The sequence below is a fragment of the Phenylobacterium sp. genome (genome assembly GCF_016793225.1).
In the GTDB taxonomy this organism is placed as follows: Bacteria; Pseudomonadota; Alphaproteobacteria; order Caulobacterales; family Caulobacteraceae; genus Phenylobacterium.
Genome location: NZ_JAEUMN010000149.1, coordinates 30,731 through 55,371, shown reverse-complemented (window position 1 = coordinate 55,371; position 24,641 = coordinate 30,731). Strand labels below are relative to the sequence as shown.

Sequence of the window (24,641 nt, the reverse complement as noted above, 5' to 3'; positions counted from 1 at the left end):
TTCCGCCCCTGACCTGCGACCGGGTCCCACGCGGCGTCTTCGGCCCGTCCGACCGCGCCGCCCTCTCCCGGCCTCTCCCACAGCGCTGCCGCGCTTGGGAGAGGAGGCCTCACGATGTTCCAGCCGTCCGCAACGGGTCGATTTCGGTCATCACTCACGCGGCGACAAGCGGACCTCAGCGGGCGTTACGAGTACACGCCCTTAGGCCCCCAGCTCCCTGGAACGCCGCACGGCGGCGGCCACCGCCTCACGCAGCAGGGGCGGAAGGCCCCCGTCGCCCAGCAGGACGTCGAGCGCCGCCTCGGTGGTGCCGCCGGGCGAGGTGACCTGCCGGCGAAGCTCGGCCGGTTCGCCGCCGTTGCGGGCCAGCAGGGCGGCGGCGCCGGTCAAGGTGGAGCGGGCGAGCCGCTGGGCCTCGCGCGACGACAGCCCCGCCTCGACCCCCGCGGCCTCGAGGGCCTCGATGAAGGCGTAGAGGTAGGCCGGCGCCGACCCCGACACGGCGGTCGCGGCGTGCATCAGGCTCTCGTCGTTCAGGTCGACGACGGCGCCGAGCGGCTCGAACAGGGCGTGCGCGCGCGCCAGGGCGGCAGGATCGTCGGCGTAGAGGCTGGCGGTCCCCTGCCCGATCGCCGCGGCGGTGGTGGGCATGACGCGGGCGACGCAGCGGCCCCCGAACGCCTTGGCGATGTCCCGCGACATGACGCCCGCGGCGATAGAGACGACGACCGCGCCCGAGCTCAGCCAGGCGGCGGTCTCGCCGGCCGCCTCGCGCCACAGCTGGGGCTTCACGGCCAGGACGACAGTGTGGGCCCGGGCGAGCTCGGCGTCGGGCGGGTTGAGGGTGGCGCCGGCCTGCTCGGCGGCGAGCGCCGCGGGCCCGGGCTGCGGATCGCGGATGATGAGGTCGGCGCCCGCGAACGCCCCGGCGGCCAGCCAGCCCTCGATCATGGCGCCGCCCATGCGCCCCGCGCCCAGCATCAGGATCGGCGTGATCATGAGGAGGAGCCTTATCCGACGGGGCGCAAAGGCAAAACCCCGAACGGCGCTCCGCCGGTTCCGATTGACGGCGGTCCTCCGGCGCGGTTGCTTCGCGCCCGGTCTGCAAAGGATGTCCTGGATGTTGCGCGGTTTCTTCGCCGGGAGCGCCCTGGCGCTCGTCGTCTGCACGGCCGCCGCCGGCCAGGTGCGCGAGCAGGGGAACATCGTCTACGACGGCGTCCCGCCCACGCCGCCTGCGCTGCAGGCCGCCATCGCGCCCTACTACAACGCCCGCTCGGCCAGCTTCGAGGACTGGCTGCCGGACGGTTCGATGCTGATCTCCACCCGTTTCGGCGACACGCCGCAGATCCATCGTGTCGCACGGCCGCTCGGCGCGCGCGCGCAGCTGACGTTCTTCGGCGAGCCTATCAGCCAGGCCAAGGTGCGGCCGGGGTCGTCCGCCTATCTCTATCCGCGGGATGTGGGCGGGGCCGAATACTACCAGGCCTACCTGCGCGATCTCGCCGGCCGCGAGACGCTGCTGACGGCGCCGAACACCCGCAACCAGGCCTTCCAGTTCTCGCCGGACGGCCGGCTCGTGGCCTGGAGCCAGGTCACGCCCGGCGATCCCAACTACGACATCGTGGTCGCGGATCCGGAGAATCCCGCCAGCCGCCGCGTGGTCCACGAAGGCCAGGGCGCGATGTCGGTGAACGACGTCTCGGCCGACGGCCGCACGCTGCTGGTGAGCCGCACCAACGCCTCGACCTGGGTCGAGCTCTTCACGCTCGACGTGGCGACCGGGAAGCTGACGCCCGTGGGGCCCGGGAAGCGCAAGATCGGCTACATCGACGGCTCGTTCGTGGATGGCGGCCGGGCCGTGCTCACGCTGTCGGACGACGGCTCCGACGTGACCCGCCCCGTGGTCATCGACCTTCGGACCGGCGCCGTCCGCGACCTCGAGCCCGGCGCGAAGTGGGGCTCGGAGGCCTTCGACGTCAGCCCGGACGGCAAGGTGGTGGCCGTGGCGGTCAACGAGGAGGGCTACTCGAAGCTGGTCCTGAGGGACGTGGCGACCGGGCGGGAACTCCCCAGCCCGAAGCTGCCCCCGGGCGTCCTGACGGGCTTCAGGTTCTCCAAGGACGGCCTCCGGCTGGGGCTCAGCCTTTCGACGCCGCTGAGCGCCGGCGACGTCTGGAGCCTCGACCTGGCCGGCGGCGAGCTGGTGCGCTGGACCGAGAGCGAGCTGGGCGGCATGGACGCCGGCCGCCTCGTCGAACCGCAGCTGGTCCGCTACGCGACCTTCGACGGCCGCCAGATCCCCGCGTTCGTGTTCAGGCCCAAGGGGGCGACCGGCAAGCTGCCGGTGGTGATCAAGATCCACGGCGGTCCGGAGAGCCAGGAACAGCCCGCGTTCGACCCGCGACGCCAGTCATGGGTGAACGAGCTGGGCGCCGCGGTGATCCTGCCCAACGTCCGGGGCTCGTCGGGCTACGGAAAGGCCTACATGGGGCTCGACAACGCCGAGAAGCGCGAGGACTCCGTCAAGGACATCGGCGCCCTGCTCGACTGGATCGCGAAGCAGCCCGACCTCGACGCGAGCCGGGTGGCGGTCGTGGGCCAGTCGTACGGGGGCTACATGGTGCTGGCGGTGGCGGCGCACTACAACGACCGCATCGCCGGCGCGATCGACCTCTACGGCATCTCGGACTGGGCGACCTTCCTGAAGAACACCGAGGGCTACCGGCGCGACCTGCGCCGCGCGGAATACGGCGACGAGCGCGATCCGAAGATGGCGGCGGTGTTCGAGCGGATCTCGCCGATCCGCATGAGCGCGCGGATGAAGAAGCCGATGATGGTCTTCCAGGGCGCCAACGACCCGCGCGTGCCGCGCTCGGAGTCCGAGCAGATGGTCCGCCAGCTTCGGGCGCAGGGCTCCGAGGTCTGGTACGTCCTGGCCAAGGACGAGGGGCACGGCATCTACAAGAAGGTCAACCAGGAGGCCGTGCGCGCCACCGAGGTGGTCTTCCTCAAGAAGGTGCTGGGGCTGGAGTAGGCCGAGGCTCGCGCGGCCGCGCGGCGAGGCTCAGGCCTCGCCGACGGTCTCGAACATGCAGGCCGCGATGGCTTCCTGCGGGGTCTTGGCGCCCCGCAGCAGGAAGTCGAAGGCCGGGAAGAAGCGGTCGGCGGCCTCGACGGCCACGTCGATCATGGCCGCGGCCTGGGCCAGGCTCGGCTGCTCGCCGGTCATCAGCGCCATCCCGTGGCGGAAGATGATCTCGCCCTCGTCCCACAGCTCGAAGTGGCCGAGCCAGACGCGGGGGTTGATGGTGGCGATCAGCTCCTGCGCCGTCTGGCGCTGCAGCTTGGGCACGTTCAGATCCATGGACAGGCACAGCTGCAGGGTGTCGCCCTCGGGCCGCCACGCGAACCACAGCTCGTAGTCCTTCCAGTCGCCCGCCAGCGTGAAGGCGAGGTCGCCCTCCTCTGTCCGGTCGAACGGCAGGTTCTCCGCGGTCAGGACGTGCTCGACGACGTCGAGGGGATCGTTCGTCAGGACGACGCTGTCGTCCGTCTGGGAGGTGTCCATCACGACCCCTTTCGACACGGACGGGGAGCGGAACGCCACCCCCGAATCGTCCGCATGTTCGAAGCTAAACTGTTTCTGGAACGAGGTGTCAGCGGGTTCTTGCGTAGCGCGAGCGCGTTTCGCGTCCCGTGCAACGTTTTCACGACGATTGCGCCGATTTTCCGCTCGATCGGGCCGGTTTGGCCGCCTTCAACGCCTCGATTTCGGCTCGGAGCGCCGCGACCTCGGCCTTCAGCGCTTCGAAATCCTCGCGGCGCACCAAGTCCATCTCGGCCACGAGGCGGTCGGTCTGGCTGCGGAAGGCGGCCTTGGCCTCGTCGCCGGCCGCCTGGGCCAGGCCCATCGCGGCGGTGGTGAGCTTGGCGATCTCGTCGAGGATCGGGTTCTGTGTCTGCATCAGTCTCTTTCGGGTCCTGGGAGGCAGGTCCCTGGTCGCCTCTATATGGCCCTTCGGGGGTGAAAGCGAAGGGCTTCTCGTCTAGACGCATAAGGTCCTAACGCCGCAGAAGGTCCGACAGTGCCGTTCCCAGAGATCGACCCGATCGTGCACATCGGCGACTTCGCCCTGCAGTGGGGTCCCTTCGCGATCCGCTGGTACGCCCTCGCCTATGTGGCGGGGATCCTGCTCGGCTGGCGCTACGCGGTGGCGCTGCTGAAGAACGACCGGCTCTGGACGCGGCGGCCGCCGCCCCTCACGCCGGACCAGATGGACGACCTGATCCTGTGGATCGCGCTGGGCGTGATCGGGGGCGGCCGGCTCGGCCATGTGCTGTTCTACACGCCGGCGATGATCTGGGAGGACCCGATCGGGATCATCCAGGTCTGGGAAGGCGGCATGAGCTTCCACGGCGGCGCCATCGGGGTCGCCATCGCACTGATCGTCTATGCCTGGCGCAACAAGCTGGACCTGCTGCGGATCGCCGACGTGGTGGCGCCCGCCTATCCGATCGGCCACTTCCTGGGCCGCTGCGCCAACTTCATCAACGGCGAGCTCTGGGGCCGCCCGGCGCCGCCGGACCTGCCGTGGGCCATCGTCTTCTGCAACGACAAGATCATCGAGACCTACGGCAAGTGCCACGCCGGGACGATTCCCCGGCATCCGAGCCAGCTCTACGAGGCGCTGTTCGAGGGGCTGGTGCTGTTCCTGATCCTGCGGTGGGCGACGCACGGGGCGAAGCTGGGGAACCGGCGGGGCGTCGTGGCCGGACTGTTCCTGGTCTTCTACGCGGTGTTCCGGATCGCCATCGAGACCGTGCGCGAGCCCGATGCGGGCCTCGAGAACCTGCCGCTCGGCCTGACCATGGGCATGTACCTGTCGATCCCGATGGTGCTGGCGGGCGCATGGCTCGTCTGGCGCGGGATGCGCGAGGCGCTGCCGCCGGAGGCCGCGGCCCAGCCCACCAAGGCATGAGCCTCGCCGACAAGCTGGCGGCCGAGATCGCGCAGACGGGGCCGCTGACGGTGGCCCAGTACATGACGGCGTGCCTTCACGATCCGCAGTTCGGCTACTACGCGACGCGGCCGGCGCTGGGCGAGACGGGCGACTTCGTGACCGCACCGCTGGTGAGCCAGATGTTCGGCGAGCTGATCGGCGTCTGGGCGGCCTCGGCGTGGAGCCTGATGGGCGAGCCCGAACGGGTCGTCCTGGCCGAGATGGGGCCGGGCGACGGCACGCTCATGGACGATCTCCTGCGGGCCGGGCGCGCCCTCCCGGGCTTCCTGGAGGCCGCCGACGTCTGGCTGGTGGAAACCTCCGCGCCCCTGGCGGCGCGGCAGGCCGAGCGGCTGGGCGCGCGCGTGCGCTGGGCCCGGAGCCTGGACGAGGTTCCGGGAGGCGCTCCCCTGCTGCTGATCGCCAACGAGCTGCTCGACTGCCTGCCCGTCCGCCAGTTCGTCCGCACCGCCGCGGGCTGGGACGAGCAGGTGGTGGGCGTCGGCCCCGACGGCCGCCTGGCGTTCGCGCGCGTGCCGGCCGCGGCCCCGGTGGCCGACGCCCGCGAGGGCGCCGTGGTGGAGGTTTCCGGCGCGCAGGCGGCGCTGGGCGCGGCGCTCGGCGCTCGCCTGGCGCGGGACGGCGGGGCCGCGCTGCTCGTGGACTACGGCCGCGCCGAGCCGGGTTCGGGCGACACGCTGCAGGCCCTGCGGCGGCACGAGAAGGTGGACCCGCTCGCCTGCCCCGGCGAAGCGGACCTTACGGTGTGGGCCGATTTCCCCGCGGTGATGGCGGCGGCCGAGGCCGAGGGCGCGGCCGCGGCGATCCTGACCCAGGCCGCGTTCCTCGCCCGCATGGGGATCGGAGAGCGCGCCGAGGCCCTGGTGCGCGCGCGGCCCGAGAAGGCCGCCGTGATCGGGCGTCAACTGCACCGGCTGGTGGGCGGCGACCAGATGGGGGAGCTGTTCAAGGTCTGCTGCCTCCACGCGCCCGACTGGACACCGCCGGGATTCGAGGAGGCGGCCTGAGCGCGGCGGCGCCGTGGGCCTGATCCCCTCGCCGCATTTCAGGGTCCTCCCCTGCAAGGGGAGGAGGAGCCTGCGTCAGCAGGGTGGCGGGGTCGCGGCGCCGGGAATGCGCCCCCTCCACCGCCTTCGGCGGTCCCCCTCCCCCTGCGGGGGAGGATCGGACCACCGGCCTGGCTCCCCGCAAGCGGAGGGGAACCTGCTGGCCCTATGCGATCGCCGGAGAGCGGCGGGGGATGACGCCGCGCGGAATCGGAGCGATGGGAAGGCATGGCCGACCTTCCCGTCCTGACCTCGCCGCTGCTGGACCTGCCCGGCGTCCGCCACGCCTTCTTCACCCGCCAGGGCGGCGTGTCGCAAGGCGTCTACGCGTCGCTGAACGTGGGCGCGGGGTCGAAGGACGATCCCGCCGCGGTGGCCGAGAACCGCCTGCGCGCCGCCCGCCGGATGGGGGGCGACCTGGTCACCGCCTACCAGGTGCATTCCGCCCGCGCCGAGCGCGCCGAGGGTCCATGGCCCGGCAAGCCGCCCGAGGCCGACGCCGTCGTGACCCGGACGCCCGGCGTGGTCTGCGGCGCCCTGGCCGCCGACTGCGCGCCGATTCTGATGGCCGACCCGCAGGCGCGGGTCGTCGCGGCCGTCCATGCCGGCTGGCAGGGCGCGCTGGCCGGCGTGGCCGAGGCGGCCATCGACCGCATGGTCGAGCTGGGCGCGGCGCCCGGGCGGATCCAGGCCGCCATCGGGCCGTGCATCGGCCCCCGAAGCTATGAGGTGGGCCTGGAGTACGTGGCGCGGTTCACCGAGGCCGACCCCGCCTACGCCCGGTTCTTCACGCCCGGCGCCACGGCGGACAAACGGAACTTCGACCTGCCGGCGTTCGTGCTGGCGCGCCTTCGCGCCGCGGGCGTCGGGGCGTGCGGCTGGATCGGCCGGGACACCTGCGCGGAGCCCGACCACTTCTTCTCGAACCGACGGGCCTTCCGGCAGGGCGAGCCCGACTATGGCCGGCTGCTCTCGGCGATCGTGCTGACGCCTCAGTAGCTCGGGGCGGCCGCGGCCTGCAGGGCGCCGGCCGGCGTCAGCGCCACCCGCTCGTCGCCGAGGATGGCGATCAGGTCACGGGCCGCCAGCGCGTCCACGGCCGCGGCCAGCCGGTCCGGCTGGAAGGCGCCGAAGCGGGCCGCGGCGGCGCAGAGGTCGGTCCGGTCCGTCGCCTGGCCCGGACGCAGCTCCTGGAAGCGGGCGGCCGCCAGCACCGCCCATTCGGCGTCGTCGAGCAGCAGCGGCGCCGGCGCGACCGGGACGGCAGGCGCCGCCGAAGGCGCAGGCTGAGGCTGGCCGGGCGGACGCAGCGCCCCCAGCATGGCGGCGGCCATCTCCCGCTCGCCCGAGATGGCCGAATCGCTGCCGTGCCGGAGCAGGTGTTCGACCTCAGCGTCGGAATGCGCGCGGGCGATGATCTCCAGGTCGGGGTTCACCCGGCGCGCCTCCTCGGTGACGCCGCCGGATTCGAACCCGTCGGGGGCGGTGCAGATCAGCCGCGCCGCCCTGGCCACATTGGCGGTCGCCAGCACCAGCGGATCGGCCGCATTGCCGTCCACGACCTCGTAGCCGGCGTCGCGCGCCCTCTGCGCGGCGGTCTCGCCGACTTCGACCACGACGAAGGGGCGCTCCGCGGCGCGCAGCCCCTCGGCGACGGCCGCTCCGACGCGACCGAAGCCCACTACGATCACATGGTCGGTCAGGCCCGTGGCGGCCGGGCGCGGCGCGGGCGGCTGCGACGCCACGATCTCCCGGGGCGCGCCGGGACGAACGCGGCCGATGGCGGCGAAGATCAGCGGGTTCAGCAGGATGGAGACGATGGCGCCGCCCAGGATGAGGTCGCGCCCCTCCTCGGGAAGCAGGTTCAGGTCGACGCCGAGGCCCGCGAGGATGAACGAGAACTCGCCGATCTGCGCCAGCGAGGCGGCGATGGTCAGGGCGGTGGGGCTGTCGTGCCGGAAAGCCCGCACGATGGCGAACGCCGCGACCGACTTGCCCAGCACGATGATGGCGACGGTCGCCAGCAGCGGCCAGAACTGCTCGACCAGCACCATCGGGTTGAAGAGCATCCCGACCGACACGAAGAACAGGACCGCGAAGGCGTCGCGGAGCGGCAGGGTCTCCTCGGCCGCGCGCTGGCTGAGCTCGGACTCGGCCAGGATCATGCCGGCGAAGAAGGCGCCCAGGGCGAACGAGACGTCGAACAGCAGGGCCGCGCCGAACGCCACGCCCAGGGCGATCGCGAAGACGGCCAGACGGAACAGCTCGCGGGAGCCGGTGTGCGCCGTCCAGTGCAGGATCCAGGGGATCACGCGGCGGCCCACGATGAGCATGAAGGCCACGAAGGCGATCACCTTGCCGATGGTCACCGCCAGGGGAATCACCCAGCCGGTGACGGCGCCGCCGGAGCCATCGGCGCTCGCCAGCGCGCCGGCCAGGGCGGGCAGCAGGACGAGGGCCAGCACCATCGCCAGGTCCTCGACGATCAGCCAGCCGACCGCGATGCGCCCACGGTTGGTCTGGACGATCCGCCGCTCCTGCAGGGCCCGCAGCAGAACCACGGTCGACGCCACGGACAGCGCCAGGCCGAAGACGAGCCCCGCCACGGGCGTCCATCCCATCAGATAGGCGAGCCCCATGCCCAGCAGGGTCGCCACGGCCATCTGGCCGACGGCGCCCGGGATCGCGATCTTGCGGACCGACAGCAGGTCCTTGAGCGAGAAGTGCAGCCCCACCCCGAACATCAGCAGGATGACGCCGATCTCGGCCAGCTCCAGCGCCAGCTTCTGATCCGCCACGAACCCCGGCGTGAACGGTCCCACGAGGACGCCCGCCGCCAGGTAGCCGACCAGCGGCGAGATCCGGAACCGGTGGGCCAGGGCGCCCAGCGCGAATGCGACGGTGAGGCCCGCGACGATGGTGGCGATCAGCGGCGTATGGTGGGGCATGCGGCTCCGTGGCGTGGGCGTCGAAGTGCGGCGTCGGACTCCTGCCTAGCGGCAGGACGCCGTCCTGACCAATAGAGCCGCCGTGATCGTCGGCGACGTCTTCCCCTGGCGGAAGGGGTGGACTCAGGCGAAGGCGCTGGTATTAGCCCGCGCATCCGCCAAGGGGGGTCCGATGAAGCTGCTCGCCGGCAACTCGAATCGTACGCTCGCGCAGGCGGTCGCCTCGCACCTCGACGTCCCGCTCTGCCGGGCTCAGGTGAAGCGGTTCGCCGACAACGAAGTCTGGGTGACCATCGACGAGAACGTCCGCGGCGAGGATGTGTTCATCCTGCAGTCGACGAGCTATCCGGCCAACGACCACCTGATGGAGCTGCTGGTCTGCATCGACGCACTGAAGCGCGCGTCGGCGCGGCGGATCACCGCGGTGACGCCCTACTTCGGATACGCCCGGCAGGACCGCAAGACCGGCGGCCGCACGCCCATCTCGGCCAAGCTCGTGGCGAACCTGATCACCCGCGCCGGCGCCGATCGCGTGCTGACGATGGATCTGCACTCGGGGCAGATCCAGGGCTTCTTCGACATCCCCACGGACAACCTCCTGTCGGCGCCGCTGCTCGCGGCCGACATCAAGGAGAACTACGAGAAGCCCAAGGACATCCTGATCGTCTCGCCCGACGTGGGCGGGGTGGTCCGGGCGCTGGCGGTCGCCAGCCGCCTGAACGCCGACCTGGCCATCGTGGACAAGCGGCGCGCCGGTCCCGGCAAGAGCGAGGTGGCCAACATCATCGGCGACGTGGCCGGCCGCCGATGCATCCTGTTCGACGACATGATCGACGGGGGCGGCACCCTGTGCAACGCGGCCCAGGCGCTGATGGACGGCGGCGCGTCCGAGGTCAGCGCCTACTGCAGCCACGGCGTGCTCTCGGGCGGCGCCGTGGAGCGGGTCGAGGGTTCGGTGCTGAAGGAACTGGTGGTGACCGACTCGATCGCGGCCCCGCAGCACATCGGCTCGTCCACGAAGATCCGCTACGTGAGCTGCGCCAGCCTGATCGCCGAGGCGGTCCGCCGCATCGCCAATGAAGAGAGCGTGTCGAAGCTCTTCGACTGAGCCCGGCTGCGCTGACGCTTGCCCAACGCCGCGAACGGCGGGTAAGCCATGGACCCTCGGGGGACTGACGCTGGAATCACCGCTCGCAAGAGGGGAAGGTTGCTGATGCCGTTCCGCCTACCCGTTCGTTTCGCCGCCGCCATCGGGCTCGCCGCCGCCGTGCTGGCAGGCTGCGCCGACGCCCCGACCGTCATCGCCCCGCCCCCGCCGCCGCAGGCTCCGGCCGTGACGCTGTCGCCGCGCCTGGTGGAGCTGGCCAGCGCGTACCGCTCGTACGTCGAGGCGACCAGCGCCATCAGCCCGGCGTTCGCCGACGCCGAGGGCGTGCAGCGCTCGCTGTCCACCGGTGTCGCCTACGAACCGAATCAGATGGTGCGCGGCGCGATCGCCTACGCCGCCGTGGTGGCCCTGCAGGATCGCGCCTTCGTCGAGGGCGTCCGCGTCTACGCCAAGGACCCGACCCAGCGGGGGCAGGTCGCCTACGAGATCCTGAAGGACCCCGCCTATGCGATCGGCCTCCAGGGCTCCGCCAGCGCGGCCGGCCTGGTGATCGCCACCATGGGCGGCGAGGCCCAGCGCCTCTACGACGGCGGCAAGGCCGTGAAGCAGTCGGCCTACGAGATCCAGAAGCAGCCCTGGTCGAAGTCCGAGGCGCCGGCGCCCATGCGCGACGCCCGCCTCGCCAACGCCAAGTCGCTGTCGACCACGGCCATGCGGGGAGACGTCAACCAGACCGCCCGCCTGCAGCAGGCGTCCACCGGCGCGGCGAGCCTGGGACTTTCGGCCCAGGCGGCGGCGCCGCCCTACACGCCCACCGTCGTCCGCGGCCTCGCCGTGGCGGCCCTGGCGGTGCTGGGCCAGGCCGGCGACGCCAATGTCGACCAGGTCATGGGCCTGATGGCCGAGCCGAACGTCGGCAGCTGCATGAGCATGTCGAAGCTGAACCTCTACCAGTGCCTGGCCGTGGCGCGGCCGCACTACGAGGACGTCTTCTGCCTGGGCCAGCACGCGATGATGGACACCGGCCGCTGCATGATCCGCGCGGCGGGCCTGCCCGAGCCGCACGAGCCCCGTTTCGTCCCCAGCGCGGCCTCCGCCGCCAAGGGCTATCCGGCCAAGAAGCCGCCGCCGAAGAAGGGGCGCCGCAAGAGCTGAGCGGCCCCGCGCGGCGACGCCACGGGCCCCGTTGCGTCGCCCAGGGCTTTTGTGTATCTACGCGCACCCAATTCGACCCTCCGGGGTTTGAACCCGCCGCCGCGCGCGCGTCCGCGCGGCGCATTCGTTTTGAAGGCAAGGCCATGGCCGAGATCGTTTTGAACGTTGAAGTGCGCGAGCAGACCGGGACCGGCAGCGCGCGCGCGACCCGCCGCGACGGCAAGGTGCCCGGCGTCCTCTACGGCGGCGGCAAGGATCCGGTGGCGATCTCGGTCCGCTCCAACGAGTTCCGCAAGGCGCTCTACACCGGCAAGCTGCTGGGCCACCTCGTGACCCTGAAGTACGGCCAGGAGACCCAGCCGGTCATCGCCAAGGCGGTGGACATGCACCCGGTGACGGACGAGCCCTGGCACTTCGACCTCTACCGGGTCGACGCCCACCAGGAGATCAAGATCGAGGTCCCGGTGCACTTCGCCAACCAGGACGACAGCCCGGGCCTGAAGCGCGGCGGCTCGCTCAACATCGCGCTGCACACGGTGACCGTGTCCTGCCACGCCGACGAGATCCCGGAAGAGATCGTCGTCGACCTGACCGGCAAGGAAATCGGCGACAGCATCCGCGTCTCCGACCTGAAGCTCCCGGGCAAGGGCGTGGTGGCGCTCGACGGCGACGCGACGGTGGCCTCGATCGCCGCCGCCAAGGTCGACACCGGCGGGGCCGAGGGCGAGGCCGCCGAGGGCGAAGCCGAGGCCTGAGGCCTGGCGCTCGCGCGGGGGCCGATGTGCTGATCATCGCCGGCCTGGGCAATCCGGGCCAGACCTACGCGAAGAACCGCCACAACATCGGCTTCATGGCCGTTGACGAGATCGCGCGCCGCTGGGGCTTCCCCGCGGCGCGTTCGCGTTTCCAGGCCCAGGTGGCGGAAGGCGCCATCGACACGCCGCAGGGGCCGGTGCGGACCCTGCTGATGAAGCCGCAGACCTTCTACAACGAGAGCGGCCGCGCGGTCGGCGAGGCGGTCAAGTTCTTCAAGCTGGACCCCGCGGTGGACCTCGTCGTGTTCTACGACGAGATCGACCTGGCGCCGGGGCGGTTCCGGATGAAGGCGGGCGGCGGCGCGGCGGGCAACAACGGCGTCCGCTCGATCACCAGCCAGGTGGGACCGCATTTCCGCCGCGCGCGCCTGGGCACCGGACATCCGGGCCAGAAGGAGTTGGTGCACGGCCACGTGCTTTCCGACTTCCACAAGGCCGACATGGCCTGGGTCGAGCCGCTGCTGCAGGCCTGCGCCGACGCCGCGCCGCTTCTGGCGCGGGGCGAGGACGAGAAGTACCAGGCCGAGGTCATGCGCCTCGCCCCCGCGGAGAAGCTCGATCCGCGCAAGCAGGCGCGCGGGGAATGAACAGCTTCAGCGCCCTCTTCGGCGGCTCGCTGTGGCTGCTCGGACTGTCGCTGGTGGTCTCGATCGCGCTCGCGGTCCACGTGGTGCGCACCGGACGCGAACTGTTCTGGCTCTGGATTATCCTGATCTTCCAGCCGATCGGAGGCCTCGTCTACATCGTGGCCATCCTGCTGCCCGAGATGATGGGGGGATCCGGCGCCAAGCGGCTCGGCGCCAGCGCGCGCGCCGCGCTGGATCCCGGACGCGAGTACCGCGAGGCGAAGCAGGCCGTCGAAGACACGCCCACGGTGCGCAACCAGTCCCGGCTGGCGCAGGCCGCCGCCGGACTGGGCCGTCACGACGAGGCCGAACGGCTGTACGCCGAGGCGGCGCAGGGAATCCACGCCGACGACCCGGCGCTGCTCCTGGGCCGCGCCAATGCGCTGCTCGAACTGGACCGCGGCCAGGACGCGCTCGCCGTCCTGGAGCGGCTCGTGGCCGACCCCGAGGGCCATACGCCGGCCGCCACCCTGGCGTTCGGGCGCGCCTACGACGCGGTGGGCCGCGCCGACGAGGCCGAGAGCTTCCTGCGCAGCGCCGCCGAGCGCGTGCCGGGCTTCGAGGGCATGGCCCGCCTGGCCGCCTTCCTGCGCCGGCAGGGCCGGCGCGACGAGGCGCGCGACATCGTGGCCGAGCTGGACAAGCGCATGACCCGGCTGCGGGGGCCGTTCCTGAAGGAAGCCCGGCGCTGGCGCGACCTCGCCGCCCGCGACGCCTGAGCCGGAGCGCGCGGCCTTGAGGTCCTTCCCGGAGGGGTTCGAAGCCGTGGTGGTGGGCGCGTCCGGCGGGCTGGGCGATGCGCTGGCCACGACGCTCGAAGCCGATGCGTCTGCGGGGCGCGTGCACCGCTTCGGACGCAGCCGGGGCGCCTTCCTCGACCTCCTCGACGAGGGCTCGATCGCCGCGGCCGCCGCCGCCACCGACCAGCCGCGCCTGGTGATCGTGGCCACCGGGCTCCTGCACGACGGCGACCTGCAGCCCGAGAAGCGCCTGGCCGACCTCGACCCCGAGCGGCTGGCCCGCACCTTCGCCGTCAACACGATCGGCCCGGCGCTGGTGCTGAAGCACTTCGGGCCGAAGCTGCCCCGCGACGGCAAGAGCGTGATCGCCGTGCTCACCGCGCGCGTGGGCTCCATCGCCGACAACCGCAAGGGCGGCTGGTACGGCTACAGGGCCTCCAAGGCCGCGGCCAACCAGCTGGTCCGCACCGCGGCGATCGAGCTGGCGGTGCGCCGGCCCGACTGCGCCTGCGTGGCCCTGCATCCCGGCACGGTCGACACCGCGCTCTCCGCGCCCTTCCAGCGCGGCGTGCCCGAGGGACAGCTGTTCACGCCGGACGCCGCCGCGGCGCGCCTGCTGTCGGTCATCGACGGCCTGACGGGGGCCGACACCGGTCGGTTCTTCGCCTGGGACGGACAGGAGATCCCGTTCTGACCGCCGCGCTGCGTCTCGTCCTCGGCGACCAGCTTACCGACGGCCTCTCGACGTTGCGGGACGCCGGGCCCGGCGACACCATCCTGATGGCCGAGGTCATGGCCGAGGCGTCGTATGTGCGCCACCACAAGCAGAAGCTGGTCATGGTGTTCGCCGCCATGCGCCGGTTCGCCGGACGCCTGCGCGCCCGGGGCCTGCATGTCCGCTACGTGGCCCTGGACGATCCCGCCAGCACCGGGGCGATCGACGGCGAGATCCTGCGGGCGCTGGAGGCCGGGCGGTACGACCGCGTGATCGTCACCGAGCCCGGAGAATGGCGGCTGGCGCAGGCGTTCGAGGCCCTGGCGCTGGCCTCGCCCGTCCCGGTGGAGGTCAGCGCCGACGACCGGTTCATCTGCAGCCGCAAGCGTTTCGAGGCCTGGGCCGCCGGCCGCAAGGACCTGCGCATGGAGTTCTTCTACCGCGAGATGCGGCGGGCCACGGGCCTCCTGATGGACGGGACGCAGCCCGTGGGCGGACGCTGGAACTTCGACGCCGAGAACCGCAAGAAGCTGCCGCGCGGCGTTCGCCCGCCCGACCGCGTCCGCATCGCCCCTGCAGCCGACGTGCGCGAGGCGATGGCCCTCGTCGCCGAACGGTTCGGCGACCACTTTGGCGACCTCGACACGTTCGGCTGGGCCGTCGACGCCGACGAGGCCCGACGGCTCGCCGACCACTTCATCGTCGAGATCCTGCCGGGCTTCGGCGACTGGCAGGACGCCATGGCGGGGGGCGCGCCGTTCCTGTGGCACGCGCGCCTGTCGGCCGCGATCAACATCGGCCTCCTGGACCCCCTGGAGGTCTGCCGGCGCGCCGAAGCGGCCTTCCGCGCAGGCGCCGCGCCGCTGAACGCCGTGGAAGGCTTCATCCGCCAGATCCTAGGCTGGCGCGAGTTCGTGCGCGGCGTCTACTGGCTGAGCGGACCGGACTACGTGCGGACCAATGCGCTCTCCGCCGACCGCGAGCTGCCGTGGTTCTACTGGTCGGGCGAGACCGGCATGGCCTGCGTGCGCGACGTGGTGGAGATGACGCGCCGCCACGCCTACGCCCACCACATCCAGCGCCTGATGGTGACCGGCAATCTCGCCCTGCTTCTCGGCGTCCATCCCGACGCCGTGAACGACTGGTACATGACCGTCTTCATCGACGCCTTCGAGTGGGTGGAGGCGCCCAACACCCACGGCATGGCGATCTTCGCCGACGGCGGCGTCGTCGGCTCCAAGCCCTACGCGGCGAGCGGGGCCTACATCAACCGGATGAGCGACTACTGCCGGGGCTGCGCCTACGACGTCTCCGCCAGGCGCGGCGAGGGCGCCTGCCCGTTCAACCGGCTCTACTGGGACTTCCTGCTGCGCAACCGCGACGTCCTGGGGTCCAATCCCCGGCTGGCGATGCCGTACCGGACGCTGGACGGCATGGCGGGCGAGCATGCGGCGATCCGGGCGGACGCCGAGGCGGCGCGGCTCGAGCTCGGGGCCAGGCCGCGCCGGTAGGGCGCTACATGCGGTGCAGCGCGCAGAGCTTGTTGCCGTCCGGGTCGCGCAGGTAGGCGAGGTACATCTTGCCCATGCCGCCTTCGCGCACGCCCGGGGGCTCCTCGCAGGTGGTCCCGCCGTTGGCGACGCCGGCGTCGTGCCAGGCCTTGGCCTGCTCGGGCGAGCTGCAGGCGAAGCCGATGGTGCCGCCGTTGGCGTAGGAGCAGGGCTCGCCGTTGATCGGCAGCGACACGGCGAACACGCCGCCGTTGTGCATGTAGAACATGCGGTGCCCGTCCACCATCGCGGGGCCGGCGCCCAGGGTGGCCATCAGCGGGTCATAGAACTTCTTGGCGCGCTCGAGATCGCTCGTGCCGACCATGATATGCGAGAACATGTATGCCTCCTCCGTTCGGGCCCGGACGTTGCGTCCGCTCCGCTGCGGAAGGCAAGGGCTTGTCCTGTGTGCGCCGCGCCACCGAGCCTCCCCCGCCAGCGGGCCGATCCTCCCCCGCAGGGGGAGGGGGACCGCCGAAGGCGGTGGAGGGGGGCGATCCACGGCGCAGCGACCCCTCCACCCTGCTGGCGCAGGGTCCCCCTCCCCTTGCAGGGGAGGACCTTGCAAAGCTCTGCTGAAGGCGGAGAGGGGTTCAGGCCCTCGGCGTCTCCTATGCGATAACCGTCCGCCAGCGGGGGATGAGCGGAGGGTTCGCGCGCTCAAGGCTATGTGCTAATCGCGGCGCCTCGCAAAGGAACCGCTGTCTATCCATGGCCCTCAAAGTCGCCATCGTCGGCCTGCCGAACGTGGGCAAGTCGACGCTCTTCAACGCGCTCACCCAGACCGCGGCCGCCCAGGCCGCGAACTATCCCTTCTGCACCATCGAGCCCAACGTGGGCGACGTGGCCGTCCCTGAGCCGCGCCTGGAGGCGCTGGCCAAGATCGCGGGCTCGAAGGAGATCATCCCGGCGCGGATGAACTTCGTGGACGTGGCCGGCCTGGTGCGGGGCGCCAGCAAGGGCGAGGGCCTGGGCAACCAGTTCCTGGCCAACATCCGCGACTGCGACGCCATCGCCTTCGTCGCCCGGTGCTTCATCGACGACGACATCACCCACGTGGAAGGCCGCATCGACCCGCTGGCCGACCTCGACACCATCGAGACCGAGCTGATGCTGGCCGACATGGAGAGCCTCGAGAAGCGCGTGGTGAACCTCGAGAAGCGGGCCAAGGTGGGCGACAAGGACGCCGCCCAGACCCTGCGCCTCGTCAAGGCCGCGCTGGCCGAGCTGAACGAGGGCCGGCCGGCCCGGGTCGCCAAGGTCGCCGCCGAGGACGAGAAGGCCTGGCGGATGCTTCAGCTGCTCACGTCGAAGCCGGCGCTCTACGTCGCCAACGTGGACGAGGCCTCGGCCGCCGAGGGCAACGCGCTGTCGAAGCAGGTGCAGGAGCGCGCCGCCCGCGACGGCGCCGACAGCGTGGTCATCTCGGCCAAGATCGAGAGCGAGATCGCCCTGCTGGACGCCGAGGAGCGCGGCGAGTTCCTGGAAACGCTGGGCCTCTCCGAGCCGGGGCTGAACCGCCTGATCCGCGAGGCCTATCACCTGCTGGGCCTGCAGACCTACTTCACGGCCGGTCCCAAGGAGGCGCGCGCCTGGACCATCCACAAGGGCGACACCGCCCCGCAGGCCGCCGGCGTGATCCACACCGACTTCGAGAAGGGCTTCATCCGGGCCGAGACCATCGCCTTCGAGGACTATGTGCGCCTGAATGGCGAAGCCGGCGCGCGCGACGCCGGGCGCCTCCGCTCGGAAGGCAAGGAGTACGTCGTCCAAGACGGCGACGTGATGAACTTCCGCTTCAACGTCTGACGAACGCCTGCGCCGCTTGCGCGTCGCGCGGGCCTGCGGGCAGTGTGCGCCGCCAGAGGCTTGGGAGGACGAAATGGCCGAGACGATCACCCTGACGGGCGCGGACGGGTTCGCGTTCTCGGCCTACCACGAACCGGCGTTCACGCCCCGCAAGGGCGGCGTGATCGTGATCCAGGAGATCTTCGGGATCGACCGGCACGTGCGCGCCGACGTCGAGCGCTGGGCCAAGATGGGCTACGAGGCGATCGCGCCCGCCATGTTCGACCGGCTGCAGCGCGACTTCCACGCCGAACACGACGACGCCGGCATCAAGGCCGGCATCGAGAAGGCCCGTGCGACGCCCCTGGAGCAGGCCCTGGGCGACATCGCCGCGTGCCGCGACTTCCTCAGGCAGCACGGCGAGAAGGTCTGCATCGTCGGCTACTGCTACGGCGGCTCGCTGACGTGGCTGTCGGCCTGCAAGGTCGAAGGCCTGGCCGCGGCGTCCAGCTACTACGGCTCGATGGTGCAGGCGAACGCCGCCCTGTCGCCCATGTGCCCCACCATCGTCCACCTGGGCCGCACCGACGCCGGCATTCCGGCCGACGACGTGGCCGCGGCCATCGCCGAGCACCACGGCGAGAAGGTCCCGGTGCACATCTACGAAGGCGCCGGCCACGGCTTCAACAACGAAAGCCCCGAGCGCTACAACGCCGAGGCGGCGGACCTGGCGCGCCACCGCACGCTCGAACTCTTCGACAACGCCTGACCATGGGCGAGACGATCCGACTCAAGAGCCGCTTCGACGGCTTCGAGTTCGACGCCTACCGCGCGCCGCCGGGCGACGCCCGCCGCGGCGGCCTCCTGCTGATCCAGGAGATCTTCGGCGTCACGGAGCACATACGCGAGCTCTGCGACGGCTATGCGGAGGACGGCTACGAGGTGATCGCGCCGGCGTTCTACGACCGGCTGGAGCGCGGCTTCGCCTGCGACTACTCCGAGGCCTCAATCCAGCGGGGCGTGCAGATGAGCCAGGCGACGCCCTGGGACCAGGTCGCGGGCGACGCCCAGGCGGCGCTGGACGCGCTTGGCGGGCCCAGGTTCGTCACCGGCTACTGCTGGGGCGGCGCGGCCACCTGGCTGGCCGCCTGCCGCTGCGAGGGTATCGACGCCGCGGCCTGCTTCTACGGCCGCCGGATCAGCGAGCTGGTGGACGAGACGCCGCGCTGTCCCACCATCCTGCACTTCGGCAAGACCGACGCCTCGATCCCGCTGGAGAAGGTGGACGAGATCCGAGAGAAGCATCCCGAGCTTCCGATCTACCTCTACGAGGCCGGGCACGGCTTCGTGTCGGACCGGCGGCGCGACTACCATGAGGACTCGGCGCGGCTGGCCCGGTTGCGCACCCTGGCCCTGTTCTCCCGCCATTCGGGCGTCCGCAGCGAGGCCTGAGCCCCGAGACCGGCCAGCGGGTCAGATCTCGATCTCGCGGCGCACGTCCGGATGCCTTTCCAGCACGCGCACCAGCAGCGCCTGGGCGGCCAGGATGCCGATGCCGGCCGCATAGCCCGAGAAGACGCCGGCGGGGTATCGCCCGCCGTTCGCGGCGTTGGAGATCTGCCAGTACATGAAGGCCGCCGCCGCGGTCAGCAGCACCACGCCCGAGAGGATGGACCGGACCGTCTGGCCGAAGCCCGCCCGGAAGCTCATCCAGACATAGCGGGTCAGCGTCCGGCGCAAGGGGCCGACCACGAGCGGCAGGCCGAGCGACAGGGACAGGAAGACGCCGGGCCAGACCAGCGTCCGCTGCGCGATCAGCGCCGCCTCGCCCGGGAGGTTGTTGAACGCGTGCACGACGGCGCCCGCATAGATGAGCGAGGCCGTCACGACCGTGAGGTCCTCGGTGCGCTTGAAGTTCCGCCAGGCGGGCGTGTGGGCCATGTCCCAATGTAGGGGCCTCCAGGCGGCGGCCGTAAGGCGGAATGCCGCGCGTCTCGCGCTATGGTCGCCGGGTGATGCGCGTGAGTCTCGCCAGCCTCGCCCTGATCGCCGCGGCCCCGGCGTCCGCGGCCGAGGTCGCGTGCCGCTATGATGCAGGCGCGATCACCGTGCCGGCGGTGATCGCGGGCATCGCCGGGGACTACATCCTCGACACCGGCTCGGCAGCCAGCGTCCTGGACGAGACCCAGGCCCAGGCGGCGGGCTTCACCGGATCGACCGCGTCGGGAGACGTCAAGGTGGCGGGCCTGACGCTGCAGGGCCGCCCCCTGCGCGTGGCGCCGCTGGACGTGCGGACCTGGAACCAGCCGACCCCCGCGTCGGGCGTCATCGGAGCCGACGTGCTGCAGGGGTTCGTGGTGGACGTCTCGTATGCGCCCTGCCGCGTGCGCCTCTCGACGCCGGGGACCGCGCCGCCGTTTCAGGGCCAGACGCTCGCGCTGGGATGGGACGCCGGACGGCCCACGGCCGAGGCGTCCGTTTCCGACGGCGCCCGCGAGCTGGTCGGCCGCTTCGTGATCGCCACGGGGATGAACGCGCCCCTGCGGCTCGCGGACGACCTCGCCGACGCGCCGGGCGCGTCGCGGCCGGACGAGCTCTATCCGGACGGCGTGTGGCTCGCGCGGCTGTCGGTGGTCCGGTTCGGCGGCTCGGTCGGCCGCGACGTCGCCGCCGGGCTGATGAAGCCGGACGGCGAGGCGGCGGGGATGCTGGGCGCCCAGGTGCTCGCCAACTTCCGCCTGCGCTTCGACTTCCCGGCCGGGCGGCTGGTCGTGGCTCCGGCCCGATAGGAAAAGGGCCCCGGATCGCTCCGGGGCCCTCGGTTCCAGTCGCTGATCGACGCCTAGTGGGCGACGTTGCGCCAGACGCGGCGATAGCTGAAGTACAGGATCACCGTGAAGATCAGCAGGTAGACCATGGCGCCCAGGCCGAACTGCTTGCGCTCGACCATCTTGGGCTCGGCGGCCCACATCAGGAAGGCCGCGACGTCCTTGGCCTGCTGATCGATCGTCGACTTGGTGCCGTCGTCGAACGTCACCTTGTCGGGCGCCAGCTGCGGGGGCATCGCGATGAAGCCGCCGGTCGGCACGTGCTTCGGATCGCCCGTCCAGTACGGCGCCAGGTCGCCGGCGAAGTACTTGTTGTAGTTCATCCCCGGGGTGACGGTCAGGCCGGCCGGCGGCTGAACGTAGCCGGTCAGCAGCGAGTAGATGTAGTCCGGGCCGCCCGCGCGGGCCTTGGCGATGACCGACAGGTCGGGCGGGATCGCCCCGCCGTTGGACGCCGCCGCGGCCGCGTCGTTCGGGAAGGGAGACGGGAAGCGATCGGCGGGCGTCGCCGCCCGCTGGATGGCGTCGCCGGTCTCCGAGTCGATGTCGCCCACCTGGATGTCGGCGGCCAGCGCCTTCACATAGGGGTTGTCGTTCGGGTTCTTGTACTCGGCGTCGTAGAACGGACCGCCCCGCTCACCCAGGTTGCGGAAGGACAGCAGCTTCATGCCGTGGCAGGCCGCGCAGACCTCCCGGTAGACCTTGTAGCCGCGCTGGAGTTGGGCCGTGTCGAACTTGCCGAACGGTCCGGCGAACGACCAGCTCTCGTGGCGGAGCTCGATGTGGCCGCCGGCCGCGGCCGCCGGACCGGCGACGCAGGCGAGCCCCAGGACGGCCAGCGCGATAGCTTTGCGCAGCATGAGGCTCAGCCCCTCTTTTCAGGCGACGCCGTGGCGCCCGCAGGCGTCGTGGCGGGATGCGACAGGACAGGTTCGGAGATGCCTTCCGGCTGCGGCAACGGGGTTTCCGTCAGGCCCAGGACCGGCAGGATCAGCCAGAAGTAGGCGAAGAAGTAGAGCGTCGCCACGCGGCTCAGCCAGACGAAGCTGTTGATGTCCGCGTCGAGCAGGATCAGGCCGCTGGCGGCGCCGATCACCGGATCGTCCGGCAGGCGCGCGCCGCAGAGGCCCAGCACCAGGCAGGCGAACACGAAGATGAAGAAGTAGAGCCGCGCCGTCGGCCGGTAGCGCATGGAGCGCACCTTGGACGTGTCGAGCCAGGGCAGCACGAACAGCGTCGCGATGGCGCCGAACATCAGGAGCACGCCGCCCAGCTTGTCCGGCACCGCGCGGAGGATCGCGTAGAACGGCAGGAAGTACCATTCGGGCACGATGTGCGCGGGCGTCACCAGCGGGTTGGCCGGGATGTAGTTGTCCGCATGGCCCAGGGCGTTCGGGTTGTAGAACACGAAGGCGCCGTAGAGCAGCAGGAACACCGCGATCGCGAAGCCGTCCTTCACCGTGTAGTACGGGTGGAAGGGCACCGTATCGGCCGCCGACTTCACGTTGACGCCGGTGGGGTTGTTGTTGCCCGGCACGTGCAGCGCCCAGACGTGCAGGACCACGAGGCCCGCGATCACGAACGGCAGCAGGTAGTGCAGCGAGAAGAAGCGGTTGAGCGTGGGGTTGTCCACGGCGAAGCCGCCCCAGAGCCAGGTCGTGATCGGCTCGCCGATGATCGGGAGCGCGCCGAACAGGTTGGTGATCACCACCGCCCCGTGGAAGCTCATCTGCCCCCAGGGCAGCACGTAGCCGATGAAGCCCGTGGCCATCATGGCCAGGTAGATCAGGCAGCCGATGATCCACAGCACCTCGCGCGGCGCCTTGTACGAGCCGTAGTAGAGGCCCCGCATCATGTGGATGTAGACCGCCAGGAAGAACATCGAGGCGCCGTTGGCGTGCATGTAGCGGATCAGCCAACCGTAGTTGACGTCGCGCATGATGCGCTCGACCGAGGCGAAGGCGTGGTCCACGTGCGGCACGTAGTGCATCGCCAGCACGATGCCGGTGGCGAGCTGGATGCCGAGCATCAGCGCCAGGATGCCGCCGAAGGTCCACCAGTAGTTGAGGTTCTTCGGGGTCGGGAAGTTGAGCGCGGTGTCGTACGCGAAGCGCACGATCGGAAGGCGGGTGTCGAGCCAGCGCTCGATGCCGGTCTTCGGCTCGTAGGTGGAAGGTCCGCTCATCGGTCTTAGCCCACCTTGATCTTGGTGTCGGAGAGGAAATCCCAGTCCGGCACGACGAGGTTCTTGGGCGCCGGACCCTTACGGATGCGGCCTGAGGTGTCGTAGTGCGAGCCGTGGCAGGGGCAGAACCAGCCGCCGTACTCGCCGCCGCCGAAGGTGGGCACGCAGCCCAAGTGCGTGCAGGTGCCGACCAGCACCAGCCACTGGGGCTTGCCGGGCTTGTGGCGGGCGTCGTCCGACTGCGGGTCGCGCAGCTCCGACATCGGCGTCGCCACGGCCTTCTGGATCTCCGCGGCGGTGCGGTTGCGCACGAACAGCGGCTTGCCGCGCCACTTGATGACCACCTGCTGGCCCTCGGCGACCTTGGTGAGGTCGAACTCGATGGAGGCCAGGGCCAGGGTGTCGCCGGCCGGGTTCATCTGGTCGATCAACGGCCAGACCACCGCCACGGCGGCGCCGCCGGCGGCCGCGGCCGCAGCGATATGGATGAAGTCGCGCCGGCTTGGATCGGCGTGCGGGTCGGCGCCCACGACGGTGTCAGCCACCTTGAAGCTACCCTTCGGTTGGGGCCCTGGGCGGTGAGCCCGTGGCCCGAAAGCTGTCGGCCCGCGCCAGACGTCTGGTGGCAAGCCGTTTCGGGGGACGGTCGGAGGCTGGGCACGCTACAGAGGGACCATGCGAAACTCGCGTCCGCGCCCCAATGATTCGTGCCCTGTCGCCCCGGCCACTCCCGATGGCGAGAGGCCTTAGAATGCGTTTGGCGCTTTTTCAACCGGACATTCCGCAAAACCTGGGCGCGGCCCTTCGCCTGACGGCCTGCCTGGGCGTTCCGCTCGACGTGATCGAGCCCTGCGGCTTCCCGCTCAGCGACGCCGCGATACGCCGCGCGGCGATGGACTATGCCGCCCTCGCCCAGGTGAAACGGCACGCCGGCTGGACCGATTTCCGCGCCGCGTCCGCGGGCCAGGGGCGGTTGGTGCTGTTCACCACGCGCGCAGCCGAGCCCTTCCACGACTTCGCCTTCGCCGCGTCGGACATCCTGCTCTTCGGCCGCGAAAGCGCGGGCGTCCCCGAGGATGTGCACGTCGCGGCCGATGCGCGCCTGCGCATCCCGATCGCGCCGGGCGCCCGCTCGCTGAACGTGGTGACCGCCGCCGCGCTGGCGCTCGGCGAGGGCTTGAGGCAGATCAGGGCTTTCCCGGCCGCATCCGCCGCAGAACAGGCCCCATGACCGACACGACCCTGCCCCCGGAGATCCTCGAACGCCGCGGCCGCACGCAGGCGTGGTTCGAGTCGCTGCAGCGCCGGATCTTCGCCGCCCTGGAAGCCCTGGAGGACGAGGCGCCGCCCGAACTCTATCCCGGCCCCGCCGGCCGCGCCGAGTACAAGCCCTGGACCCGCGAGACGGGGGTGGGCGGCGGCACGGGCGGCTTTCTGCGCGGCCGCCTGATCGAGAAGGCCGGGATCCACACCTCGGCGGCGACGGCCCGGTTCTCGCCCGAGATGGCCGCCCAGATGCCGGGCGCCGACAAGGACCCGTCCTACGTCTCGGCCAGCATCAGCCTGATCATCCACCCGCTGAACCCGTGGGTCCCCACGGTGCACATGAACACCCGGTTCCTCTCGACCGCGGAGAGCTGGTTCGGCGGCGGCGCCGACCTGACGCCCATGCTGGACGTCCAGCGCAGCCAGGACGCCGACGACACCAGGCTGTTCCACGCGGCCATGCAGTCGGCGTGCGATCCCTACGACCCCGAGTGGTACCCGAAGTACAAGGCCTGGTGCGACGAGTACTTCTACCTGCCGCACCGGGGCGAGATGCGCGGGATCGGCGGCATCTTCTACGACCGGCACAACAGCGGCGACTTCGAGAAGGACTTCGCCTTCACCCGCGCGGTCGGCGAGGCGTTCCTGGACGTCTATCCGAAGATCGTCCGCGGCCAGATGTCGAAGCCCTGGGGCGAGGACGAGCGCCTGCAGCAGATGGTCCGCCGTGGCCGCTATGTGGAGTTCAATCTGCTCTACGACCGCGGGACCATGTTCGGCCTGAAGGCCGGCGGCAACATCGAGACGATCCTGTCGTCCATGCCGCCGCGCGTGGCCTGGCCCTGAC

26 protein-coding genes are annotated in these 24,641 nt (G+C 71.2%); 17 read left to right on the top strand and 9 right to left on the bottom strand.

Features of this window, described 5'->3' with window-relative positions:
* Positions 1-201: 201 nt before the first annotated feature.
* Complete coding sequence (gene proC, locus JNK30_RS17485; RefSeq protein ID WP_293484143.1) at positions 202-996, bottom strand: pyrroline-5-carboxylate reductase; 795 nt, start codon at positions 994-996, stop codon at positions 202-204.
* 124 nt (positions 997-1,120) lie between these two features.
* Between proC and JNK30_RS17480 the strand changes: the two genes are divergently transcribed.
* The gene (locus tag JNK30_RS17480) at positions 1,121-3,037 is read left to right on the top strand and encodes a S9 family peptidase (protein WP_293484135.1); all 1,917 of its coding nucleotides are present in this window, start codon (positions 1,121-1,123) and stop codon (positions 3,035-3,037) included.
* Positions 3,038-3,067: 30 nt separating this feature from the next.
* Here the strand turns inward: JNK30_RS17480 and JNK30_RS17475 are convergent, their stop codons facing one another.
* Both JNK30_RS17475 and JNK30_RS17470 read right to left on the bottom strand, forming a co-directional pair.
* Positions 3,068-3,571: a YbjN domain-containing protein gene (locus JNK30_RS17475; protein ID WP_293484133.1), complete on the bottom strand. Its 504-nt coding sequence runs from the start codon at positions 3,569-3,571 to the stop codon at positions 3,068-3,070.
* A 139-nt stretch (positions 3,572-3,710) separates the two neighbouring features.
* Positions 3,711-3,968, bottom strand: coding sequence for an accessory factor UbiK family protein (locus tag JNK30_RS17470; protein ID WP_293484131.1), 258 nt, complete (start codon positions 3,966-3,968; stop codon positions 3,711-3,713).
* 120 nt (positions 3,969-4,088) lie between these two features.
* Between JNK30_RS17470 and lgt the strand changes: the two genes are divergently transcribed.
* The 3 genes from lgt to pgeF all read left to right on the top strand — a co-directional run bounded on the left by lgt (position 4,089) and on the right by pgeF (position 7,069).
* Positions 4,089-4,982 carry a prolipoprotein diacylglyceryl transferase gene (gene lgt, locus JNK30_RS17465; protein WP_293484129.1) on the top strand — a complete coding sequence of 298 codons (894 nt, stop codon included), beginning with the start codon at positions 4,089-4,091 and terminating at the stop codon, positions 4,980-4,982.
* Complete coding sequence (locus tag JNK30_RS17460) at positions 4,979-6,031, top strand: SAM-dependent methyltransferase (RefSeq protein ID WP_293484127.1); 1,053 nt, start codon at positions 4,979-4,981, stop codon at positions 6,029-6,031. The genes lgt and JNK30_RS17460 overlap by 4 nt, the downstream gene beginning before the upstream one ends.
* Before the next feature lie 267 nt (positions 6,032-6,298).
* Positions 6,299-7,069: a peptidoglycan editing factor PgeF gene (pgeF, locus tag JNK30_RS17455; protein ID WP_293484125.1), complete on the top strand. Its 771-nt coding sequence runs from the start codon at positions 6,299-6,301 to the stop codon at positions 7,067-7,069.
* On the opposite strand, the gene ybaL is transcribed toward pgeF, so the two are convergent.
* Positions 7,063-9,018: a YbaL family putative K(+) efflux transporter gene (gene ybaL / locus JNK30_RS17450; RefSeq protein ID WP_293484123.1), complete on the bottom strand. Its 1,956-nt coding sequence runs from the start codon at positions 9,016-9,018 to the stop codon at positions 7,063-7,065. The genes pgeF and ybaL overlap by 7 nt on opposite strands.
* A gap of 172 nt (positions 9,019-9,190) precedes the next feature.
* Between ybaL and JNK30_RS17445 the strand changes: the two genes are divergently transcribed.
* From JNK30_RS17445 to JNK30_RS17415, 7 genes are all read left to right on the top strand, one after another.
* Complete coding sequence (locus JNK30_RS17445) at positions 9,191-10,126, top strand: ribose-phosphate pyrophosphokinase (RefSeq protein ID WP_293484121.1); 936 nt, start codon at positions 9,191-9,193, stop codon at positions 10,124-10,126.
* Between the two features lie 105 nt (positions 10,127-10,231).
* A complete protein-coding gene (locus JNK30_RS17440; RefSeq protein WP_293484119.1) occupies positions 10,232-11,281 on the top strand; it encodes a hypothetical protein in 1,050 nt (349 codons plus the stop codon).
* Positions 11,282-11,424: 143 nt separating this feature from the next.
* A complete protein-coding gene (locus tag JNK30_RS17435) occupies positions 11,425-12,036 on the top strand; it encodes a 50S ribosomal protein L25/general stress protein Ctc (RefSeq protein WP_293484117.1) in 612 nt (203 codons plus the stop codon).
* 26 nt (positions 12,037-12,062) lie between these two features.
* Positions 12,063-12,683: an aminoacyl-tRNA hydrolase gene (pth, locus tag JNK30_RS17430; RefSeq protein WP_293484115.1), complete on the top strand. Its 621-nt coding sequence runs from the start codon at positions 12,063-12,065 to the stop codon at positions 12,681-12,683.
* Positions 12,680-13,441, top strand: coding sequence for a hypothetical protein (locus tag JNK30_RS17425; RefSeq protein WP_293484113.1), 762 nt, complete (start codon positions 12,680-12,682; stop codon positions 13,439-13,441). Before pth ends, JNK30_RS17425 begins: the two co-directional genes overlap by 4 nt.
* Before the next feature lie 16 nt (positions 13,442-13,457).
* Entirely contained in the window at positions 13,458-14,156 is a 699-nt protein-coding gene (locus JNK30_RS17420) for an SDR family NAD(P)-dependent oxidoreductase (RefSeq protein WP_293484111.1), read from the top strand.
* Complete coding sequence (locus JNK30_RS17415; RefSeq protein ID WP_293484141.1) at positions 14,153-15,688, top strand: cryptochrome/photolyase family protein; 1,536 nt, start codon at positions 14,153-14,155, stop codon at positions 15,686-15,688. The genes JNK30_RS17420 and JNK30_RS17415 overlap by 4 nt, the downstream gene beginning before the upstream one ends.
* Before the next feature lie 4 nt (positions 15,689-15,692).
* Here the strand turns inward: JNK30_RS17415 and JNK30_RS17410 are convergent, their stop codons facing one another.
* The gene (locus tag JNK30_RS17410; RefSeq protein ID WP_293484109.1) at positions 15,693-16,067 is read right to left on the bottom strand and encodes a VOC family protein; all 375 of its coding nucleotides are present in this window, start codon (positions 16,065-16,067) and stop codon (positions 15,693-15,695) included.
* A gap of 371 nt (positions 16,068-16,438) precedes the next feature.
* Between JNK30_RS17410 and ychF the strand changes: the two genes are divergently transcribed.
* The 3 genes from ychF to JNK30_RS17395 all read left to right on the top strand — a co-directional run bounded on the left by ychF (position 16,439) and on the right by JNK30_RS17395 (position 18,967).
* Entirely contained in the window at positions 16,439-17,536 is a 1,098-nt protein-coding gene (gene ychF / locus JNK30_RS17405) for a redox-regulated ATPase YchF (RefSeq protein ID WP_293484107.1), read from the top strand.
* Between the two features lie 73 nt (positions 17,537-17,609).
* Complete coding sequence (locus JNK30_RS17400) at positions 17,610-18,284, top strand: dienelactone hydrolase family protein (RefSeq protein WP_293484105.1); 675 nt, start codon at positions 17,610-17,612, stop codon at positions 18,282-18,284.
* Positions 18,285-18,286: 2 nt separating this feature from the next.
* Entirely contained in the window at positions 18,287-18,967 is a 681-nt protein-coding gene (locus JNK30_RS17395) for a dienelactone hydrolase family protein (RefSeq protein WP_293484103.1), read from the top strand.
* A gap of 21 nt (positions 18,968-18,988) precedes the next feature.
* Here JNK30_RS17395 and JNK30_RS17390 read toward each other — a convergent pair whose 3' ends face one another.
* Positions 18,989-19,456: a hypothetical protein gene (locus JNK30_RS17390; protein ID WP_293484101.1), complete on the bottom strand. Its 468-nt coding sequence runs from the start codon at positions 19,454-19,456 to the stop codon at positions 18,989-18,991.
* A gap of 74 nt (positions 19,457-19,530) precedes the next feature.
* Between JNK30_RS17390 and JNK30_RS17385 the strand changes: the two genes are divergently transcribed.
* Complete coding sequence (locus JNK30_RS17385) at positions 19,531-20,304, top strand: hypothetical protein (RefSeq protein ID WP_293484099.1); 774 nt, start codon at positions 19,531-19,533, stop codon at positions 20,302-20,304.
* A gap of 53 nt (positions 20,305-20,357) precedes the next feature.
* On the opposite strand, the gene JNK30_RS17380 is transcribed toward JNK30_RS17385, so the two are convergent.
* From JNK30_RS17380 to petA, 3 genes are read right to left on the bottom strand one after another with little or no spacing between them, the layout of a single operon-like run.
* Positions 20,358-21,203: a cytochrome c1 gene (locus JNK30_RS17380; RefSeq protein ID WP_293484097.1), complete on the bottom strand. Its 846-nt coding sequence runs from the start codon at positions 21,201-21,203 to the stop codon at positions 20,358-20,360.
* 5 nt (positions 21,204-21,208) lie between these two features.
* A complete protein-coding gene (locus JNK30_RS17375) occupies positions 21,209-22,528 on the bottom strand; it encodes a cytochrome b/b6 (RefSeq protein WP_293484095.1) in 1,320 nt (439 codons plus the stop codon).
* A 5-nt stretch (positions 22,529-22,533) separates the two neighbouring features.
* Positions 22,534-23,073, bottom strand: coding sequence for a ubiquinol-cytochrome c reductase iron-sulfur subunit (gene petA / locus JNK30_RS17370; protein ID WP_293484093.1), 540 nt, complete (start codon positions 23,071-23,073; stop codon positions 22,534-22,536).
* A 206-nt stretch (positions 23,074-23,279) separates the two neighbouring features.
* Here petA and JNK30_RS17365 point away from each other — a divergent pair, with 206 nt between their 5' ends.
* Positions 23,280-23,759, top strand: coding sequence for a tRNA (cytidine(34)-2'-O)-methyltransferase (locus JNK30_RS17365; RefSeq protein WP_293484139.1), 480 nt, complete (start codon positions 23,280-23,282; stop codon positions 23,757-23,759).
* Positions 23,756-24,640, top strand: coding sequence for an oxygen-dependent coproporphyrinogen oxidase (hemF, locus tag JNK30_RS17360; RefSeq protein ID WP_293484092.1), 885 nt, complete (start codon positions 23,756-23,758; stop codon positions 24,638-24,640). The genes JNK30_RS17365 and hemF overlap by 4 nt, the downstream gene beginning before the upstream one ends.
* Position 24,641 lies beyond the last annotated feature (1 nt).

Excerpts from the sequence above, each read along its gene's own strand:
- JNK30_RS17480 (WP_293484135.1), top strand. The coding sequence starts at position 1,121 with ATGTTGCGCGGTTTCTTCGCCGGGAGCGCCCTGGCGCTCGTCGTCTGC.
- JNK30_RS17475 (WP_293484133.1), bottom strand. The coding sequence starts at position 3,571 with ATGGACACCTCCCAGACGGACGACAGCGTCGTCCTGACGAACGATCCC.
- JNK30_RS17470 (WP_293484131.1), bottom strand. The coding sequence starts at position 3,968 with ATGCAGACACAGAACCCGATCCTCGACGAGATCGCCAAGCTCACCACC.
- JNK30_RS17460 (WP_293484127.1), top strand. The coding sequence starts at position 4,979 with ATGAGCCTCGCCGACAAGCTGGCGGCCGAGATCGCGCAGACGGGGCCG.
- pgeF (WP_293484125.1), top strand. The coding sequence starts at position 6,299 with ATGGCCGACCTTCCCGTCCTGACCTCGCCGCTGCTGGACCTGCCCGGC.
- ybaL (WP_293484123.1), bottom strand. The coding sequence starts at position 9,018 with ATGCCCCACCATACGCCGCTGATCGCCACCATCGTCGCGGGCCTCACC.
- JNK30_RS17445 (WP_293484121.1), top strand. The coding sequence starts at position 9,191 with ATGAAGCTGCTCGCCGGCAACTCGAATCGTACGCTCGCGCAGGCGGTC.
- JNK30_RS17440 (WP_293484119.1), top strand. The coding sequence starts at position 10,232 with ATGCCGTTCCGCCTACCCGTTCGTTTCGCCGCCGCCATCGGGCTCGCC.
- JNK30_RS17435 (WP_293484117.1), top strand. The coding sequence starts at position 11,425 with ATGGCCGAGATCGTTTTGAACGTTGAAGTGCGCGAGCAGACCGGGACC.
- JNK30_RS17425 (WP_293484113.1), top strand. The coding sequence starts at position 12,680 with ATGAACAGCTTCAGCGCCCTCTTCGGCGGCTCGCTGTGGCTGCTCGGA.
- JNK30_RS17410 (WP_293484109.1), bottom strand. The coding sequence starts at position 16,067 with ATGTTCTCGCATATCATGGTCGGCACGAGCGATCTCGAGCGCGCCAAG.
- ychF (WP_293484107.1), top strand. The coding sequence starts at position 16,439 with ATGGCCCTCAAAGTCGCCATCGTCGGCCTGCCGAACGTGGGCAAGTCG.
- JNK30_RS17400 (WP_293484105.1), top strand. The coding sequence starts at position 17,610 with ATGGCCGAGACGATCACCCTGACGGGCGCGGACGGGTTCGCGTTCTCG.
- JNK30_RS17395 (WP_293484103.1), top strand. The coding sequence starts at position 18,287 with ATGGGCGAGACGATCCGACTCAAGAGCCGCTTCGACGGCTTCGAGTTC.
- JNK30_RS17390 (WP_293484101.1), bottom strand. The coding sequence starts at position 19,456 with ATGGCCCACACGCCCGCCTGGCGGAACTTCAAGCGCACCGAGGACCTC.
- JNK30_RS17385 (WP_293484099.1), top strand. The coding sequence starts at position 19,531 with ATGCGCGTGAGTCTCGCCAGCCTCGCCCTGATCGCCGCGGCCCCGGCG.
- JNK30_RS17380 (WP_293484097.1), bottom strand. The coding sequence starts at position 21,203 with ATGCTGCGCAAAGCTATCGCGCTGGCCGTCCTGGGGCTCGCCTGCGTC.
- JNK30_RS17375 (WP_293484095.1), bottom strand. The coding sequence starts at position 22,528 with ATGAGCGGACCTTCCACCTACGAGCCGAAGACCGGCATCGAGCGCTGG.
- JNK30_RS17365 (WP_293484139.1), top strand. The coding sequence starts at position 23,280 with ATGCGTTTGGCGCTTTTTCAACCGGACATTCCGCAAAACCTGGGCGCG.
- hemF (WP_293484092.1), top strand. The coding sequence starts at position 23,756 with ATGACCGACACGACCCTGCCCCCGGAGATCCTCGAACGCCGCGGCCGC.